Annotated in this window: 15 protein-coding genes; 8 read left to right on the forward strand and 7 right to left on the reverse strand. The window is 69.2% G+C overall.

Going from position 1 to position 18,584, the window contains the following annotated elements; all coding sequences use genetic code 11:
- Positions 1-134 precede the first annotated feature (134 nt).
- A complete protein-coding gene (locus MK177_03145; protein ID MCH2426313.1) occupies positions 135-1,694 on the forward strand; it encodes an AMP-binding protein in 1,560 nt (519 codons plus the stop codon).
- A 33-nt stretch (positions 1,695-1,727) separates the two neighbouring features.
- Here the strand turns inward: MK177_03145 and MK177_03150 are convergent, their stop codons facing one another.
- Positions 1,728-2,996 carry an MFS transporter gene (locus MK177_03150; protein ID MCH2426314.1) on the reverse strand — a complete coding sequence of 423 codons (1,269 nt, stop codon included), beginning with the start codon at positions 2,994-2,996 and terminating at the stop codon, positions 1,728-1,730.
- A 168-nt stretch (positions 2,997-3,164) separates the two neighbouring features.
- On the opposite strand from MK177_03150, the gene MK177_03155 reads away from it, so the two are divergent.
- The 4 genes from MK177_03155 to MK177_03170 are packed head-to-tail and all read left to right on the forward strand — an operon-like array spanning position 3,165 to position 8,354.
- Positions 3,165-4,316 (forward strand): NAD(P)(+) transhydrogenase (Re/Si-specific) subunit alpha, encoded by a 1,152-nt coding sequence (locus MK177_03155; protein MCH2426315.1) that lies wholly within the window; start codon positions 3,165-3,167, stop codon positions 4,314-4,316.
- Positions 4,313-4,603 carry an NAD(P) transhydrogenase subunit alpha gene (locus MK177_03160; GenBank protein ID MCH2426316.1) on the forward strand — a complete coding sequence of 97 codons (291 nt, stop codon included), beginning with the start codon at positions 4,313-4,315 and terminating at the stop codon, positions 4,601-4,603. The genes MK177_03155 and MK177_03160 overlap by 4 nt, the downstream gene beginning before the upstream one ends.
- Positions 4,600-5,982, forward strand: a complete 1,383-nt coding sequence (locus MK177_03165; protein ID MCH2426317.1) for an NAD(P)(+) transhydrogenase (Re/Si-specific) subunit beta — start codon at positions 4,600-4,602, stop codon at positions 5,980-5,982. The genes MK177_03160 and MK177_03165 overlap by 4 nt, the downstream gene beginning before the upstream one ends.
- Before the next feature lie 56 nt (positions 5,983-6,038).
- On the forward strand, positions 6,039-8,354 hold the full coding sequence (locus tag MK177_03170; protein MCH2426318.1) for a putative glycoside hydrolase: 2,316 nt from the start codon (positions 6,039-6,041) through the stop codon (positions 8,352-8,354).
- Between the two features lies 1 nt (position 8,355).
- Here the strand turns inward: MK177_03170 and MK177_03175 are convergent, their stop codons facing one another.
- From MK177_03175 to MK177_03200, 6 genes are read right to left on the reverse strand one after another with little or no spacing between them, the layout of a single operon-like run.
- Complete coding sequence (locus tag MK177_03175) at positions 8,356-9,114, reverse strand: enoyl-CoA hydratase-related protein (GenBank protein MCH2426319.1); 759 nt, start codon at positions 9,112-9,114, stop codon at positions 8,356-8,358.
- Positions 9,114-9,911 (reverse strand): TIGR03084 family metal-binding protein, encoded by a 798-nt coding sequence (locus MK177_03180; GenBank protein MCH2426320.1) that lies wholly within the window; start codon positions 9,909-9,911, stop codon positions 9,114-9,116. The genes MK177_03175 and MK177_03180 overlap by 1 nt, the downstream gene beginning before the upstream one ends.
- Before the next feature lie 20 nt (positions 9,912-9,931).
- Positions 9,932-10,594, reverse strand: a complete 663-nt coding sequence (locus MK177_03185; protein MCH2426321.1) for a TetR/AcrR family transcriptional regulator — start codon at positions 10,592-10,594, stop codon at positions 9,932-9,934.
- A complete protein-coding gene (locus MK177_03190) occupies positions 10,591-12,372 on the reverse strand; it encodes a DUF1446 domain-containing protein (protein MCH2426322.1) in 1,782 nt (593 codons plus the stop codon). The genes MK177_03185 and MK177_03190 overlap by 4 nt, the downstream gene beginning before the upstream one ends.
- A 1-nt stretch (position 12,373) precedes the next feature.
- Positions 12,374-14,338 carry an acetyl-CoA carboxylase biotin carboxylase subunit gene (locus MK177_03195; GenBank protein ID MCH2426323.1) on the reverse strand — a complete coding sequence of 655 codons (1,965 nt, stop codon included), beginning with the start codon at positions 14,336-14,338 and terminating at the stop codon, positions 12,374-12,376.
- Positions 14,335-15,987: an acyl-CoA carboxylase subunit beta gene (locus MK177_03200; GenBank protein ID MCH2426324.1), complete on the reverse strand. Its 1,653-nt coding sequence runs from the start codon at positions 15,985-15,987 to the stop codon at positions 14,335-14,337. The genes MK177_03195 and MK177_03200 overlap by 4 nt, the downstream gene beginning before the upstream one ends.
- 82 nt (positions 15,988-16,069) lie before the next feature.
- Between MK177_03200 and MK177_03205 the strand changes: the two genes are divergently transcribed.
- The 3 genes from MK177_03205 to MK177_03215 form a co-directional block, all read left to right on the forward strand.
- Complete coding sequence (locus tag MK177_03205) at positions 16,070-16,903, forward strand: sulfurtransferase (GenBank protein ID MCH2426325.1); 834 nt, start codon at positions 16,070-16,072, stop codon at positions 16,901-16,903.
- A 39-nt stretch (positions 16,904-16,942) separates the two neighbouring features.
- Positions 16,943-18,229 carry an O-acetylhomoserine aminocarboxypropyltransferase/cysteine synthase gene (locus MK177_03210; protein ID MCH2426326.1) on the forward strand — a complete coding sequence of 429 codons (1,287 nt, stop codon included), beginning with the start codon at positions 16,943-16,945 and terminating at the stop codon, positions 18,227-18,229.
- Positions 18,226-18,584: CoA-binding protein (locus MK177_03215; protein MCH2426327.1), on the forward strand; the 359-nt coding region annotated here is incomplete at its 3' end. The genes MK177_03210 and MK177_03215, both read left to right, overlap by 4 nt.

Below are 18,584 nucleotides of genomic sequence, written 5' to 3' on the forward strand. Positions count from 1 at the left end.
TTCTGAACCAGTCAAGTAATGACTGAAGCGAAGTCCCTCGGCTAGGCCCTGCTGACGGGACGTAACGTGGGCGCCATGCAAGTCAACGGCTACAAGATTGAGCCACGGGCGAAGTCAAAGAGAGGGGTCGAACCATGGCGGTACTGACAAGGGAAGCGGCGGCCACACGCGGCGACGAGCTCGCACTCGCCGACGACGACGACACACTGACATGGGCTCAACTCGACATCAGGGTGAACCGCCTCGTCCACGCACTCAGGGACGCCGGACTCGGGTCGGGCGACACCATCTCGGTGGTGTCCGGCAACCGCAACGAGTGGTTTGAGGTGGCTCTCGCCTGCTCACACGCCGGCGTCGTGTTCGTGCCCGTCAGCTGGCATCTCGTGGCCTCGGAAATGGCCTACATCATCGAGGACTCCGGTTCCAGGGCTGTCCTGGTTGGCCACCGCTTCGCCGACGTGGTTGCCGAAGCCCTTGCCGACCCCAGGTCCTCCGCCGTGGAACTGGCGGTGGCCATCGGCGCCCCGGGCGATACGCGTTTCGCCGACTTCGAGGCGTTCCTCGGCTCCGGGTCGGACGCCGAACCGAAGGACCAAGCCTTCGGTGGACCGATGTTCTACACCTCGGGAACAACCGGGCATCCCAAGGGCGTCCGGAGCAGTCTGTCCTCCCCCGAACCCGGCACGCCGCCCGAAGTGTGGCAACTCGTCGCCTCCGGCTTCACCGATCTCATGACGCTGCCGGGAACCGCCGTCCTCTGCGGGCCCTTCTACCACTCGGCCCAGTGGGCCTTCTCGTTTCTGCCCCTGGTGGGTGGGTCGGCGGTGGTGATGCAGCACCGGTACGACAGCGCTGGCGTTCTGGACCTCATCGACACCCACGGAGGCACCAGCATCCACCTGGTTCCTACCCAGATGAAGCGCCTGCTCGAGTTGGATGAGGAGCGCCGGGCCGCGTTCGACGGTTCGTCGCTCGAGATTGTCCTCCATGGCGCAGCACCCTGCCCGCCCGTGGTGAAGCGGGGCCTGATCGACTGGTGGGGGCCGAAGATCGTCGAGTACTACGGCTCCACCGAAGGCTCGATCATCACGATGATCGACAGCCCCGAATGGCTCGAGCGCGGTGGAAGCGTCGGACGACCAATGCCGAACATGGAAATCCTCGTGGTGGACGACGACGGGGAACCCAGGGCCGCCGGCGAGGAGGGCACCCTGTACTTCCGAAACTCCATGGGCACGGACTTCGAGTACCACAACGCCCCCGAGAAGACGGCCGAGGCCCATCTGGGCCCGGGCGTGTTCACTACCGGCGACGTCGGGTACCTCGATGACGACGGCTACCTGTGGCTCTCCGATCGGAAGATCGACATGATCATCTCGGGCGGTGTCAACGTGTACCCGGCTGAGATCGAGGGCGTGATCGGAGGGCATCCTGACGTGGTCGACGTGGCCGTCATCGGTATTCCCAACGAGGAGTTCGGCGAAGAGGTCAAGGCACTCGTGGTCGCCGCCGGTAGTGCCGACAACGACGACCTGGCCACCAGGCTCATCGTCCTCTGCCGAGAGAGCCTCGCTGGCATCAAGGTGCCCCGGTCCATTGAGTTCAGGGAATCACTGCCCCGTACGGGCACGGGCAAGCTGCAGAAGCGCCTGCTACGCGAACCATTCTGGTCCGGCTACGACCGCCGAATCTGATTGCGGCCTGGGTGGATTGGCAGTCTGATGGTTTCAGCCGCTCGTCGTTTCCATGGCGAAGTGTCGTCGGTACAGGAAGGCCAACAGGGCGACCGCAAGTGGTAGCACGGTGAACCACAGGCTGGCACTCCGGTAGCCACCGAACACGATGCTCCCAAGCGAGAAGGTCAGGGCGCCCAGTGCCGAGGTCAGCACGCTTATCAGAGCGAGGGTTCCCGAGATCGAACCGATGTGCCCCACGCCGAACAGTGCCGGCAGCAGGGAGCTCTGCACGGCAGCGCCGCCGCCCATCGTCATCCCCAGGACCACCGTGTAGAGGAGCACCGCTGGGAAGGTGGTGGACGTGCCTCCCAGCAGCATCGTCGATGCCAGGAGCAGCGCTACGACCGTCGGGAGTATCGGCCGGGCCGCACGATCGGCCAACCACCCGAACGCCAGCCCTCCCATGACGGCGCCAATCGCCTGAGGTAGGAACATGGCGGCGGCCTGCGCATTCGAGTAGCCGATCTCGCCCAGCAGGTTGGTCTGGTGGAAGAGCAGGCCGGTGCCGAGCAGTGAGTTCGTAGCGGTGACGGCGGCGAGGGCCCAGAAGGCAGTCGACCTGAGTGCCGTCGACCGGGTGAGCGACGGTGGAGCCGAGCCGAGTTGGCCAACGTGGACCGGCGGTTCACCGTCCGGCAGTTGTCCCAGGTCAGCGGGCCGGTTCACGTATCCGAACCAGCTGACTGGCACGGCCGTCAGGGCGATGACCGCTGAGGCGGCCAACCAGGCGATACGCCACCCCCATGCGTCGATTGCGACCGCCAGCAGGATCGGCACGATGGACATGCCGCCCATGGTCAGCGTCATCTTGAGGCCGAGTGCGAAGCCTCGGCGGCGGTCGAACCAGTGCATGACGGCCACGGTCGAGGTGAGGCTGAGGGCTCCCTGGCCGAGGAGTCGGATGCCGAAGAACCCGGCGGCGAGCCATACGACGCCCCGGACCATCGACATGTGTGCGAGGGCGAGAGCGAAGGCGATTCCGAAGGCCGTGGATGCCCGTCGTACCCCGACCTGGTCGACCCAGCGACCGATCCTCGGCTGGAGCGTCGAGGACAGCAGGGTTCCCACCAGATAGGCGGTAGCGATCGCCGAATCAGAGAGATGCAGTCCGTCTGACAGGTGCTGGCGAAACACCGAGACCCCGATCGACTGTCCGGGACCGGTGAGTACGCCGACGAGGCTGGCCAGTCCGACGATCCACCAGCCGTAGAAACCGGCAGGTGAACGGGCAGCCGGTCGGGCGTCCGGAGCAGCGTTCACCGCGGCACGCTACCCAGACAGCCATCGGTGGACGGCGTCCCCCTCAGGTCTGCAGCGTTCCCCTCAGGTCTGCACAGACCTCAGTCGGTGATCCGATTCCGCGCCGGCACTACGATTCGACGCTGGTCGACGAGTGGCCGTGGCCCGTTGGTCCGGTCAGGGGTGCCCATGAGGATTGCGGTGCTGTGCGAGCGGAGGGCGGGTGACCGGCGGGTCGCCGTGACGCCCGAGGCCACCGGGGCGCTGGTTGTCGACGGGCACTCCGTGGTCGTGGAGACCGGTGCCGGAGCCGCCGCCGGCATGCCCGACGATGCGTACCTGGCGGCTGGTGCCTCCATCGCCCCGGACCCGGCTGCGGCCATCGGCGAGGGTGGTGTGGTGGTGTCGGTCAACGGGCCCACGGACGGCGAGGCGCTCGGCCACCTCGGGGCCGACCACGTCGTCGTCGGGCTGTTCGACCCGGTCTGGCGTCCCGATGTCGCCGTGGAGGTGGCGGCGACGGGAGCGACGATGCTCGCACTCGACCTGGTGCCGCGCAGCACGCGAGCCCAGGCCGTCGACGTGCTGTCGTCGCAGGCGACTGTGGAGGGCTTCCAGTCGGTCCTCCTGGCGGCCAGCCGGCTACCCAAGATGCTGCCCCTTCTCATGACGGCCGCCGGCACGGTCCCGCCAGCCCGGGTTCTGGTGCTGGGTGCCGGTGTGGCGGGACTCCAGGCGATCGCCACCGCCCGACGCCTGGGCGCCGTGGTCGAGGGGTTCGACATCCGGGAGGAGGCCCTGGAACAGATCCGGTCCCTCGGGGCGAAGTCGATAGACCCGCCGCCCGCGCCGGAGGGCGGCGTGCCGGATGCGGTGCTGATCCATGAGGTCCTGACCCCGCACGTGGCCGAGGCCGACGTCGTCATAGCGGCCGCCCAGATCCCCGGCCGCCAGAGCCCGCTGCTGGTCACCGAGTCGATGGTCACCGGGATGCGTCCCGGATCGGTGCTGGTGGACCTGGCCGTCCAGCGGGGCGGGAACTGCGAGGTCAGCATCGCCGACGCCGAGGTCGACCATGGTGGAGTCACCGTCCTGGGCCCGACCGACCTAGCTTCCGGGTCGGCGCTGACGGCGTCGAGGATGTTCGCCACGAACGTCACCAACCTCGTGCGGATGCTGGACCGGGACGGCGAGTCCTTCGTCGACCCGGACGACGACGTGCTGGTCGGCATGCTGGTCGCAACCGGCGGCGAGGTCGTGCACCCGGTGGTCCGGTCGGTGCTGGAACAGCGGGCAGATGGTGCCGGAAGCAGTAGGAGCAACGGGGAGGCCGGAGCATGACCCTGCTGATCGCCCTGACGTTGTTCGTGCTGGCCGTGTTCCTCGGCATGGAGCTGATCACCAAGGTCCCTGCGACGCTCCACACACCGTTGATGTCGGGATCCAACGCCGTGTCCGGCATCACCCTCATCGGGGCCATGGTCTCGGCCGGGACCGACCACTCCACGTTGACCACGGTGCTCGGCTTCGTGGCGGTCGTGCTGGCCACGATCAACGTGGTCGGCGGGTTCCTGGTGACCGGCCGGATGCTTGCGATGTTCTCCTCGGGCAGGAGGAAGGGGTCGTGAGCGCCGCCGACATCACCTCTGTCGCCTACCTGGCCGCTGCGGTCCTGTTCATCCTCGGCCTCAAGGGGCTCGCACGACCGCGGACCGCCCCGCGGGGGAACCTGCTGGGTGCCTCAGGGATGCTGGTCGCCGTACTGGCCACCCTGCTGGACCGGTCGATCGTGGACTTCCGCGTGCTGCTGGCCGGGCTGGTCGTTGGCTCCGCGATCGGTGCCGTCCTGGCCGTCCGGGTGCGGATGACGGGAATGCCGCAGCTGGTCGCCCTGTTCAACGGATTCGGGGGCGGGGCGTCGGTGCTCGTCGCCGGAGCGTCGTTCCTGGAGGTGGTGGACAAGGGCCGGGTCGACGACCAACTGGCGGTAGCCGCAGCGCTGACGGCGCTCATAGGCATTGTGACCCTGACCGGCTCGCTGGTGGCGTTCGCCAAACTCCAGGAGGTCCTGTCGTTACGCGGCTTCCGGGGACAGGGGGTGCTCCGCGCCCTCCTGGCGGTCGTGGCCGTGGCATCGGCGACGATGGTGGTGGTCAGTCCCGGGGACGTCGGCTGGTTCTGGCTCTTGGTGGGTGCCGGGGCGCTCCTGGGCGTGCTGGGCACTGTGGCCATCGGCGGGGCCGACATGCCGGTCGTGATCGCCCTGCTGAACGCCTTCTCCGGGCTGGCCGCATCCACCGCCGGGTTCGTGCTCGACAACCCCCTGCTCATCATCGCCGGCTCCCTGGTCGGGGCTAGCGGGGTCATCCTCACCCAGATCATGTGCACCTCCATGAACCGGTCGCTGTTCGACGTGGTCTTCGGGTCCATGGCCGCCGGTGGGGTGGTGGCCGACGCCGAGGACGTCTACGGCGACCGGGTCACCTCCACCTCGGCCGAGGAGGTGGCGATGATCCTGGAGGTCGCCGAGCGGGTGGCGATCGTGCCCGGCTACGGCATGGCGGTCGCCCAGGCCCAGCACGCCGTGAGGGACCTGATGCGCACCCTGAACGACGCGGGTACCGAAGTCGTGTTCGGCATCCATCCGGTGGCCGGGCGGATGCCGGGACACATGAACGTCCTGCTTGCCGAGGCCGAGATCGACTACGAGTGCCTGCTCGACATGGACCAGGTCAACCCGACGTTCGCCCAGACCGACGTGACGATCGTGATCGGCGCCAACGACGTGGTGAACCCGTTGGCCCGGACCGATCCCGCCTCCCCGATAGCAGGCATGCCCATCCTGAACGTCGACGAGTCCCGGACGGTCGTGGTCATCAAGCGGTCCCTGGGCACCGGGTTCGCGGGGATACCGAACCCGTTGTTCGCCGCCGACGGCACGTTGATGCTGTTCGGCGACGGCAAGAAGGCGGTGCTGGACGTGGTGGCCGCCCTCCTCAACGCCTGAGCCTCCACGCCGGGGATACTGCCGGTCGGCGACGACGGCTCTGGGAGACTGCGCGCATGCGAACAGGGGTACTCCTGTTGTTTCTCCTCCTGGCGACCGCCGGGTGCGGAGGAGGGGAGCCGACCAGTGGGCCGGATGGCGAACGTGATCCCGCAACCACCGCTCCCGCGGCCACCTCGACCACGCCCACAAAGCCCGCACGGACGACCGAGTCGCCAGCCCCACCCACCACGACGGCCCCCACGCAGACCACCGTCGTCCAGCAGTCCACGACGACCGTGGTATATGCGTCGTCCACGACGACGGTGGCCCCAGCGCCGTCCACGACCGCCACGCCGACCACCGTCATTTCGCCGTCCACGACCGTCGCTCCGGCCGTGGTCGTCGCCGAGACCGGGCCGCCACCCACCCCGATCAAGCGGGCCGAGGGAGAACCCCTCCGCATCGTGCTGACCGGCGACTCGATCACCGTCCAGGTCGATCCCCACCTCCGGGCCGTCTTCGGCTCGGAGGCCGTGATCAAGCCTCGTCGCCACGGCGGTACTGCACTCTGCGACTGGTTCGCCGCCCGCGACGAGGAACTGGGGATCGAGAACCTCGCCTGGTGGCGTCCGCACGTGATCGTCGTCGACCATGGCGGGAACGCCATGACCCCGTGCATGGCCGACGATGACGGTCGCCCGCTGGAGGGTGAGGCCTACCTTGCGAAGTACCTGGCCGACTCCGATTACCTCGTGGAGGTGGCACGACGTACCGGCACCCGGGTCCTGTTCGTCGACCAGCCCGTCGGTCGCGGCGGGGGCCTGTCCAGGACCCTCAATATCTTCCCGTCCATGCCCGAACGCCATCCGGGCGGAATGGTCCGGTACGTGTCCACCTGGCCGGCCCTGTCCCCGGAGGGCAACTTCGTGCAGTCGGCACGGTGCGCCGACGAGGAACCGGGCTGCGTGGGAGGCTGGGGCGAACTCCGATCGCCTCCACCCTACGGTCACCTGGAGGACCTCGGGGCATGGCGGTATGCGCAGGTGATCGCGGGGGCATTCGTCGAGGCGGAGTGGATCACAGCCGACGCCGTCGGCCCGGGTGCGCCGGACCTGCCGCTTCCGGTGGGCTTCCCGCGCATCTGCCAGCCGTGGAACGGCGTCCAGAACCGCCCGGACCTCACCGAACTGGAACGGATCGCCCTCCACGACCTCTGGTGGACAGGGACCGGGTCGCTCGGGCTGGTCTGGGACACCTCCGACGATCAGCCCCATGCGGGCCTGGCCACGGAGTTCCGCTCACCGGATGGCGGCGAACGGTTCGACGAGGCGCTGGATCGTCGGCAGGCACTGCTCGAGCTGAATCCCGGACTGGTCACGCTGGCCGAGGTCCGGTACCGCGATGCCCCGTATGTCGACGACCCGGAGGGCCGACCGTGGTGGGACCAGGGGTACTACCCGGCGGACTCACCGTTCTGGCTGCGAGACGCCGACGGCAACCCGGTTCCCGGATGGGGTGAGGATGCGGATGGCGACGGTCGCATCGAGGCCGACGAGATCCTCGGCTCGCTCACCGACTTCGGCAATCCGGACCTCATCGAGCTGGTAGCCCGGAAGGTCCACGCCCTGGAGCATTCGGGGGTGGTCGACGGGGTCTTCCTCGACTGGTGGAACGAGGACCGCCAGACGTCGGCCTCGTTCCTCGACTGGGCGGCCTTCCACATGTCCGCCGAAGAGGAGGTCCAGGGGCGGCTCGCCATCCTGCGCCGCATCCGGGAACTGGTGGGCGACGACTTCCTGATCCTCGTAAACACGAACGACCGGACGGCGCCCCGATCGGCCCCGTACGTGAACGGCACGTTCATGGAGGTCTGGAAGCCCGACTGGTCGACGGGCTACACGGTCGACCGCCTCCTGACCGTGGAGGACACCCTCTCGTGGGCATCAGGGGAACTCCTGGAGCCCCGGATCAACTGCCTGGAGGGCTGGCGGGTGGTCGACGACTACGGCAACGAGGCCGCTCAGGTCAACGAGAGGAACTCGGAGGAGAACCGGCGCTGGATGCGCCTGTTCACCACCCTGGCCCTTACCCACTCCGACGGCTCCGTGGTGTTCGGCGACGACAACGCCGAGCCGACCCGGGACCACCACCACAACTGGTACGACTTCTGGGACGCCGACCTGGGCCAACCGGTTGGGGTGAAGCGGACGATCCACGGCGGGGTCGAGGGGCTCTTCATACGGAGGTTCACCAACGGCTTCGCCGTCTACAACCGGTCCGGAGCCGAACAGGAGGTCCGCCTCCCGGGCAGTTACGTCGCCGTCTCCACCGGCCAGGTGGGCGAGGTACACACCGTCGGCGACATGGACGGCGAGATCCTGCTGGGCTAACTCAACCTGCCCAGTCAGGGGAGCGCTTCTCCAGGAAGGCCCGCATGCCCTCCCGGGCCTCGTCGCTCCGGAACAGGTCTGCCGACAGCTGCGCGGTCCAGGCGAACGCCTCGTCGACCGGCATGCCGGGTACCCGGACGAGGATCTGCTTAGTGGCAGCCAGGGCCTCCGGGCCCCCGGCCAGCAGGTCGCTGACGAAGGCGTCGACGGTGGCGTCCAGCTCGCCAGATGGCACGGCCCTGTTGACGAGCCCGAGGCGGGCGGCGTCGGCACCGGTCATGCGGTTGCCCAGGAGCATCGCCTCGGCGGCGTCGGCCGATCGCATCTTCGGAAGGCAGAGGACCGAGATCATGGCCGGGGCTACACCCCGGCGAACTTCGGTGAAGCCGAACCGTGTGTCTTCCACGGCCACCGAGAGGTCCATGGCGGCAGCCAGCCCCATGCCGCCGGCAACGCAGTGTCCGGCTATCCGTCCCACGTAGACCTTCGGAGACCGGCGGAACCGGCTGAAAAGGTCGGCTGCGTCGACCTTCACCGTCGGCTTGTCTCCCGAGGACCGCTCGGACAGGTCGGCCCCTGCACAGAACACGCGGCCGCTGTTCGTGAGCACCACGACCCGGACCGCCGGGTCGGCATCTGCTGCGTCCAGCGCGGCGACCAGCTCGCCCACCAACGCCGAGCTGAGGGCGTTGCGGTTGTCCACGTCGACCATGGTGACGGTCAGGACGCCGCCGTCCAGGTCGGTCTCCACGAGTGCCATCAGAAGCTCCCCGGTTCGGGTCCGTCGGTGGGTGGGCCGGCGAAGGCCTGGGCCCGGACCAGCCAGTCGCGTGCCAGATCGCCGGTAACGTCGAGATCGGTGTCGTCCACGTGGCGACGCTGGGTCACCACCAGGCAGAAGTCCTCTGCCAGACCCCGGACGGAGTCGGCGGCATCGCCCGGACCCCATGTCCACACTCCTCCCGAGGGTGCCTCCAGGGCGACGTCCACCTCGCCGGCAGGTGCCTCCATCTTCCGGTTGTGGTAGGACCACGGACGGGTGATCACGCCCAGCTGGGCGATGTGGCGTAGGCGGTCGGTCGCCGGTCGGCCACCGCCGACGGCGTCCACGATGTCCTGCCCGTGGGCCCAGGCCTCCATGAGGCGGGCGGTCAGGAAGGACCTGGCTCCCATTGACGGCCCGTACCAGGCCACCCGGTCGTCGTCTGCCAGGTTGGCGGCCGCCTCGGCCAGACGGGCGCGACCCGTACGCCAGGCATCCAGCAGTCCCGCCGGTCCGAGGGCCAGGTAGTCGCCCAGGGTCAGGTCGTCCACGGCCCCGTCACCGTTCCGGGCGACGGCCATGAGGCCCTCGATCGAGGCGCTGAAGGCATCCGGATCGGTGATGGCGGTGGCGGCCGCCTCGTCGAAGTACGTCAGGTGGGCGACCTGGTCGGCCACCGTCCACCGTGGGCTGGGCGTAGCCGCCGTCCAACCGGCCCCGTCAAGGACGGACACGACGTCGTCGAGTGCCTGCTGCTCGGCCACCAGGTCGGCGGCCACGTCCTGGACGTGCATCGGTTCTCCGTTCAGGGCGGTCAGGCGCCCGTCGTCAGGCCGCGCAGGATGACGTCGACCATGGCGTCAGCGGCCTCCTTCGGGGTCGAGTCGATCGTCTCGAGGTTCTCGGGCAGGGCGAACATGGCGCCGAGGCCGGCCACGACCCGGGCGACCGCAGCGGTGTCGGTCGGGGCGATGTCGCCACGTTCGACCGCCAGGTCCAGGAGCGTCCTCGTGATCGCCACCAGGTAGTCGGAGTGGGCGGTGGCCAGCCTGTGGGTGGCCGGAGTCGCCGCCTGGTCCCTTGCGAAGGCCGGCGTGGTGGCTGCCACCGCCAGATTTGCGGCCATCAGATAGGAACGGATCACGGCCAGTGGGTCCAGGTCTGGCTGGATGGCCGAGATGGCGCGTCGGCCGATGCGCCGGAGGTTCCGGTCTATGACCGTGAGCACCAGCTCGTCACGACTGGGGGCCAGGTCGTAGAGGGTGCGCAGCGAGCAGCCGACGCTCGCCGCGATGTCGGCCATCGTGAGGTCGGCGAAGCCGTCGTCGAACAGGGTGCCCATCTGGTCCAGGACCTCGCGCTGTCGTCCGGTCAGCAGGGCCTCCCGGTCGCGGTCCAGGACAGGTCGGGGGGCGGGTACCGCTCGGAGTCGGCGACCCAGCTCGGTGGATTCCAGGGTCGCCGCCTCGGCGCTCACGAGCCCTCCACCGGTGCCCCGTCCTCCAGCAGCGACTCAGGCACGTCGACGACCCGGGCCCTGAGCCATTCGCCCAGGCTCTTGGCCTGGCCGTCCTGCCGGGTGGACGCTGCCACGCCCTCGCCCAAGAGACCCCGGAGCATGAAGTTCAGCGACCGGATGGCCGGCAGGCGGTGCCGTTCGATCACGAGGGCGGCGGCTTCCGGCAGGAGCTCCCGGAGGCGGTCGGTGGTCAGGTGGTCGTCCAGCCACGCCCAGGCCGCATCACTGCGGACGAACACCCCGAGGTTGGCGTCCCCGCCCTTGTCGCCTGAACGGGTTCCGGCGATCCGGCCCAGCGGGACGGCGACCGTCGGTCCAGCGGGTACCGGGGTGCTCGGTCGGGCCGCGGGGGTGACCTCGACGGCGGATTCGGGGGCCACGGACTCCACGACGGTCCGGTCGCCGCCCAGGACCACCACGTGTTGGGGAACCAGGTCGGCGGGAACCAGGCCTGCCCTGTGCACGCCGAACGGACGGGCGCTGCCGCTGCTCTTCACGGCGAAGAACCCGGGGATGCTGGAGAGCGCCAACTCGGTCATGGCGTTGAAGATGCCCCGTCCGACCTTGCGTTCGTCCCGGTCCTTGACGGTCAGGCACCACTGGGCCACCGCCTCCTCGTTGGACGCCGGGTCCGCCTTGTCGGTGCGCACCACCCGGGACTCGACGGCGTCGAAGTCCCCGGGGTCGTTGGGACAGGCTGTCCAGAAGGCCTCCTCGACGAGGGCCGCCTTGGCTTCGACGTCCAGGCCGGTGAGGGCCAGCGAAAGGTCCGAGCGGTAGCCGCCCAGCTCGTTCATGGAGACCTTCAGCGTCGACGGTGGAGGTTCTCCCTTCGTTGCGTGTATGCGGACCCGGTCCGGTCCCGCCTGGTCGAGCTGGATGGTGTCGAAGCGGGCGGTCACGTCGGGGCCCAGGTAGGCCGGCGAGCCGATCTCGTAGAGCAGCTGGGATGTGACGGTCCCGACGGACACCTCGCCTCCGGTTCCGTCGTGCTTGCCGATCACCGACGAGCCGTCGGCGGCGATCTCGGCCCACGGGAAGCCGGGCCGGGCCAGGCCGGACACCTCGGTGAAGAACGAGTAGTTGCCACCGGTGGCCTGGGTTCCGCATTCGATGACGTGGCCTGCGACGACGGCGCCTGCCAGGGCGTCCCAGTCGTCGCGGGCCCAGCCGTGGTGCCATGCCGCCGGTCCGCAGACCACGGCGGCATCGGTGGTGCGGCCGGTGACCACGATGTCGGCGCCCCGGTGGAGGGCGTCGACGATGCCCCAGCAGCCGAGGTAGGCGTTGGCGCTCACGAAGCGGCCCGGATCTGCCAGCGGCTCACCAGTGGCCATGTCGGGCAGGTCCACGCCGGCGGCCAGCAGCTCGTCCAGCCGGGGGAGCAGGTCGTCGCCGTTGACGTAGGCGATGGTCGGCGACAGGCCGAGCGTGGCGGCAACCTCGGCGACGGCCTCGGCACAGTGGTCGGGGTCCAGGCCGCCGGCGTTCGAGACGACCCTGATGCCCCGGTCCAGGCACGTGCCCATGACGTGGTCCATCTGGGTGACGAAGGTCCGGGCGTAGCCGCCACCCGGTCGCTTGGCCTGAGTGCGGGCCAGTATCAGCATCGTCAGCTCGGCCAGCCAGTCGCCGGTCAGAACGTCGATCGGGCCGCCGTCGACCATCTCCCGGGCAGCCGACAGGCGGTCGCCGTAGAAGCCCGAGCAGTTGGCGACGCAGATCGGATCCGCCACGTCAGGCGCTCCCGTCGTCGGCCGGGTGGATGACCAGCAGCACGGAACCGTTGTCGACCTGGTCGCCGGTCGCCACCCGGACCTCGGTCACCGTGCCGTCGAACGGCGCCGTCATGTGGTGTTCCATCTTCATGGCCTCCAGGAGCAGCATGGTCTGCCCTTTGGTGACCGTGTCGCCCACGGCGGCACGGATCTCCAACACCCTGCCCGGCATTGGTGCTACCAGTCCACCACTGGGTGCTTCGGAACCGGGTACCGAGAACCGGGGAACGACCCGGAACGTGGTGGTCGTGCCGCCGCCGGTGAGGTGGAGGTGTTCGCCGGACGGACCGGCGGCGAACGTGATCCGGACCGTACGGCGGATGCCGTCGACCTCGACGTCCAGGTCGTCGGGCGACCACCTGTGGACGATGGCGACCTGGCCGCCCTCGACTGCGAACGATCCGTCCCGTCGGCGGCGGTAGCCGATGTCGTGCTCGACGTCATCGACGGCCAGGGCGACATGCTGGGCCGGCATCCGGGCGTTTCGCCAGCCGCTGGGGATCCGGTCCAGGACACGGGCCGAGGCACGGTTGTCGCCCTGGAGCCACATGGCGGCGGCGATCGCCAGTTGGTGGGTGGTGGCCGCGGCCACGGTTCTTCCCATGGCTGGAGCGTTGCGCTCGATGAAGTCGGTGGTGGTGTCACCGGCCAGGAACGCCTCGTGTCGCAGCGTGGCCACGAGGAAGTCCCGGTTCGTGGTCACGCCGCCCAGGTGCATCCGCTCCAGGGCCAGGGCGAGACGGCCCGCCGCCTCCGAGCGCGTCGGGCCGTGTGCCACCACCTTGGCCAGCATGGGGTCGAAGTCGACGCCCACATGGCTGCCCTCCTCGACGCCTGTATCCCACCTGACCGACGGTTCGTCGGCCGGCTGCCAGGCGACCAGCGTGCCGGTCGCCGGAAGGAACCCCGCCGACGGATCCTCGGCGTAGAGGCGGGCCTCGACGGCGTGGCCGCTGAAGCCGATGTCGTCCTGTCCGTAACCCAGCGGCTCGCCGGCAGCCACGCGCAGCTGTTCGCGCACCAGGTCGATTCCGGTCACCTCCTCGGTGACCGGGTGCTCGACCTGGAGTCGGGTGTTGACCTCCAGGAAGAAGAACTCGCCGGTGGCGTCATCCACCAGGAATTCGACCGTGCCGGCCGACCGGTAGCCGATTCCCCGAGCCAGATGCAGGGCCGATTCACCCATGGCATCCCGGCGTGCCGGGTCGAGGACGGCGGCCGGCGACTCCTCGATGATCTTCTGGTGGCGACGTTGGATCGAGCACTCCCGCTCGCCGAGGTGGACCAGTGCGCCGTGGGCGTCACCCAGGATCTGGATCTCGATGTGTCGTGACCGGGCCACGTAGCGCTCGAGGAACACCCGGTCGTCGCCGAAGGAACTGGCGGCCTCCCGCTGGGCGGTGGCCACCGCCTCGGCCAGGTCCTCGGGGCGTTCCACCAGGTGCATGCCCTTGCCGCCACCACCTGCCGCCGCCTTGACGAGGATCGGATAGCCGACCTCGTCGTCGGCCGTCGGGTCGTCCGAGGAGGGAAGCGTGGGCACCCCGGCTGCAAGGGCGGCCTCCTTGGCGGCCAGCTTGTCGCCCATAGACGAGATGACGTCGGGCGTCGGGCCCACCCAGACGAGGCCGGCTGCCTCCACCGCGGCGGCGAAGCCGGCGTTCTCTGCCAGGAACCCGTAGCCGGGATGGATGGCGTCGGCGCCGGTGGCCAGCGCGGCGGCGATGATCGCCTCGCCGTCCAGGTAGCCGTCGGCCAGGCGGACGGCCTCGTCGGCATCGGCGACGAACGGAGCGTCGGCGTCGGCGTCTACAAATACGGCGACGCACCGCATGCCCATGGAGTGCGCCGTGCGGAAGACCCGGCGGGCGATCTCCCCGCGGTTGGCGACCAGGATCGAACGTAGGGAGGTAGGGGTGCTCACAGCCGGAACACCCCGTACTTCTGTGCACCCTCGATAGGCGCTGTCCTCACCACGGAGAGGCACAGGCCCAGGACGGTCCGGGTGTCCCGGGGGTCGATGATGCCGTCATCGCTGACGGTGCCGGTGGCCTCCAGGGCTAGAGACCCCTTCTCCTGGGCGGCCTCGACCTGGCGGACGATCTCGGCGTCCTCCTCCTCGTCGAACTCGAGGCCCTTCCGGGCGGCCCGGCCCCGTCGCACGATGGACATCACGCCGGCGATCTGCTTCGGACCCATGACGGCAATCTTGGCCATCGGCCACAGGAAGGTGAACCGGTTCTCGTATGCCCGACCCGACATGGCGTAGGTGCCGGCGCCGTACGAGGAGCCGATGATGACCGTCAGGTGGGGGACGGTGGAGTTGGTCAGGGCGTTGATCATCTGGGAGCCCTTCTTGATGATCCCGGCCTCCTCGAACTCCCTGCCGACGATGAACCCGGTGATGTTCTGGAAGAAGACCATCGGTGTGTCCTGGCGGTTGCAGAGCTGGATGAAGTGGGCGGCCTTCTCGGCGGCCTCCGGGTAGATCACGCCGTTGTTACCGAGGATCCCGATTGGGTAGCCGTGGAGGGTGGCGAAGCCGCAGATCATGGTCGGCCCGTAGCGGGGCTTGAACTCCTCGAAGCGTGAGCCGTCGACCACCCGGCCGATGATCTCCTTCACGTCGACCGGCTGCTTGAGGTCCCTGCTGACCAGGCCCATGAGGCCCTCGGGATCGTGCAGCGGCTCGTCGGCTACGTAGGACGGCACGGGACCGGCCTTGTGCCAGTTGAGGTGGGAGACCACCTCGCGACACATGCGCAGGGCGTCCATCTCGTCCTCGGCCAGGTAGTCGGCCAGCCCCGACTTGTCGGCGTGGAGTTCGCCGCCGCCGAGGGACTCGTCGTCGGAGTCCTCGCCGGTGGCCATCTTCACCAGCGGCGGTCCGGCCAGGAACACCTTGGACTGCTCCTTGATGAAGATGTTGTAGTCGGACATCCCCGGTTGGTAGGCGCCGCCGGCCGTCGACGATCCGAAGACCACGCAGACGGTGGGGATGCCCAGCTTGGAGAGCTCGATCATCTCGTAGAAGAAGCGGCCGGTCTCGGCGAAGTGGTCGGTCCGGGCACGGCGCCGGGTGCCCGAGTCGCCACCGCTGGTTTGGACCCGGAGGTCGGCGCCGGCCGACTCCACGAAGCTCACGTAGGGCATCCGGTTGTGGCGGGCGATCTCAAGGGCCCGCATCCACTTCTTGGACATGTACGGGGTCATGGCGCCGCCCAGCACCGTGGGGTCGTTCCCGACGACCACGCACTCCACGCCGGCGATCACGCCGATGCCGACCACGAAGCCGCCACCGACCGCGTACGAGGAGTCGTACCCGGCCAGGGGGCTGACCTCCAGGAACGGGCTGTCGGGATCCAGCACGTGGCCTATGCGTTCCCGGATCGGCATCTTGTGGCGGGAGCGCATGCGGTCCATGGCTTCGGGACCGCCGCCGGCCTCGGCCTCGTCCAGCAGTTCGTCGATGACCGCCAGGTGATCTTCCATGTCGGCGCGGTTCCGGGCGAACGCCTCGGTTCCGGTGTCGAGGTGGGACGGCAGGGGAGGGGCGAGGAGCTGCTGGAGCATGGGCCACACCCTAGGTGAGTAAGAAATAAGATGCAAGATTACCGTCAGTGTTACCAAGATATCGATGTGGGAGACTCCGTCCATGGACATGGGACCGATCCTCGACGCCGGAGCAGCGGCGGTCCTGTCAGCCGACAGTGGTGATCCGGTCCTCTGTGACGTCAGGTGGTACCTGGACGGCCGGTCAGGGCGGGAGGCCTACGAGGCCGTCCACCTGCCCGGCGCGGTGTTCGTGGACCTCGACGAGCACCTGACGGCCGAACCCGGCCCGGAGGTGGGTCGCCACCCGCTTCCCACCGCCGAGGCGTTCGCCGGGTCGATGGGGGAGCTCGGCATCGGCCCGGACGACACGGTCGTCGCATACGACGACGCCGGCGGCATGTGCGCTGGTCGCCTCGTGTGGATGCTGCGGGTGCTGGGCCAGCCGGCCGCTCTCCTGGACGGCGGGATCGCCGGCTGGGACGGGCCCCTGGAGACCCGGTCGTCGGTGCGGCCACCGGTCGAAGTTCCGGTCCGCCCCTGGCCGGACCGGGCGTTCACCGACATCGACGAGGTCGCCGCCGGATCGGCCGGCAGGGTGCTCCTGGACGCCCGGGCACCGGAGCGTTACCGGGGCGAGGTCGAACCCGTCGACCCCCGGGCCGGACACGTGCCCGGTGCCGTCAGCGCCCCGTTCGCCGCAAACCTGGTCGACGGGCGGTTCCGGCCACCGGGCGAGCTCGCCGACCGCTACCGGGCGTTCGGGGTGGAAGACGCGGCTGACGTCGTCGCCTACTGCGGGTCCGGGGTGAGCGCCTGCCACGACCTCTTGGCCATGGAGCACGCCGGCCTGGGCCGCGGCCGCCTGTACGTGGGGTCGTGGTCGCAGTGGAGTGCATCGGACCACCCGATCGCCACCGGTGGCGAGGCCGGCTAAACGGGGCCGTCAGTCGGCCGTCTCCTACACTGCGCGACCGTGGCCGACCACCAGTGGGGATTCCGGACCCGGGCGCTCCACGCCGGCGGGCAACCCGATCCGACTACCGGTGCCCGGGCGGTGCCCATCTACCAGTCGACCAGCTTCGTGTTCGACGGCGTGGCCGACGCCGCAGACCTGTTCGCCCTCCAGAAGTACGGCACCATCTACACCCGCATCTCGAACCCGACGACGGCGGCGTTCGAGGAACGCATGGCCAGCCTGGAGGGCGGCATCGGTGCCGTGGCGACCGCCTCGGGCCAGGCCGCCGAGTTCCTGACCGCCCTGGCGCTGGCCGAGCAGGGCACCAACCTCGTGGCCTCGTCGGCGCTCTACGGCGGAACCCACACCATGTTCGAGACCACGCTGGGCCGTCTCGGCATCGAAGCCCGCTTCGTCGACGGCGACGACCCGGATGCCTTCGCCGCATCGATCGACGGCGACACCCGCTTCCTGTACACCGAGATAATCGGCAACCCGTCGGGAGCGGTCGCCGACCTGGCGGCCCTGGCCGACGTGGCCCACGCCCACGGCCTCCCGCTCGTGGTGGACTCCACCTTCGCCACGCCGTACCTGTGCCGACCGCTTGAGCACGGTGCCGACATCGTCGTCCACTCGGCTACCAAGTTCATCGGCGGCCACGGCACGTCCATCGGCGGCGTCGTCGTGGAGTCGGGCCGATTCGACTGGGGCAGCGGCCGCTTCCCGCAGATGACCGAACCGAACGCCGGCTACAACGGCCTGCGGTTCTGGGAGAACTTCGGGGAGCTGGCCTTCTGCACCAAGCTGCGGGCCGAACAACTCCGCGACGTCGGTGCCTCGTTGTCGCCGTTCAACGCCTTCCTGCTGCTCCAGGGCCTGGAGACCCTGCCCCAGCGCATGGAGGAACACGTGGCGAACGCCCGAGCCGTCGCCGAGTTCCTGGACGGCCACGCGGCCGTCGGCTGGGTGGCGTACGCCGGCCTGGACTCCTCGCCATACCGGGCGCTGGCCGAGCGCTACCTCCCGAAGGGCCCCGGGGCCGTGTTCACCTTCGGCGTGGACGGCGGCCGCGAGGCCGGCGCGGCGTTCATCGAGCGACTCCAGATGGTCAGCCACCTGGCCAACGTCGGTGATGCCCGCACGCTGGTCATCCACCCGGCATCCACCACGCACCAGCAACTATCGGCCGAGGCGATGGCCGCCGGTGGGGTGAGCCCCGACATGGTGAGGCTCTCGATCGGGCTAGAGGACCTCGACGACATCCTCTGGGATCTGGACCAGGCCCTGACCGGATGCGACCTGTGAGCTACGGGCATCCGCCGGTCGATGGCTGGACCGAACCGTCGTCGAACGAACGTCGACGGCTGCTGGCCGGAATGCGCACGGTCGCCATGGTCGGCGTCTCGGCCAACCCGGCGCGGCCCTCGAACTTCGTCGCCACATACCTGCTGGGCACCGACTACGACGTGTTTTTCGTGAACCCGATGGCAGACGAGATCCTGGGGCGACCGTGCGTGCCTACCCTGGCCGACCTGCCGGTGGTCCCCGACTGCGTGGACGTGTTCCGGAAGTTGGACGACGTCCCGACGGTCGCCGACGAGGCGGTGGCCGTGGGGGCGAGGATGCTCTGGACCCAGTTCGGACTGTGGAGTCCGGAGGC

The sequence above is a fragment of the Acidimicrobiales bacterium genome, from assembly GCA_022452145.1.
Lineage (GTDB): Bacteria > Actinomycetota > Acidimicrobiia > Acidimicrobiales > MedAcidi-G1 > UBA9410.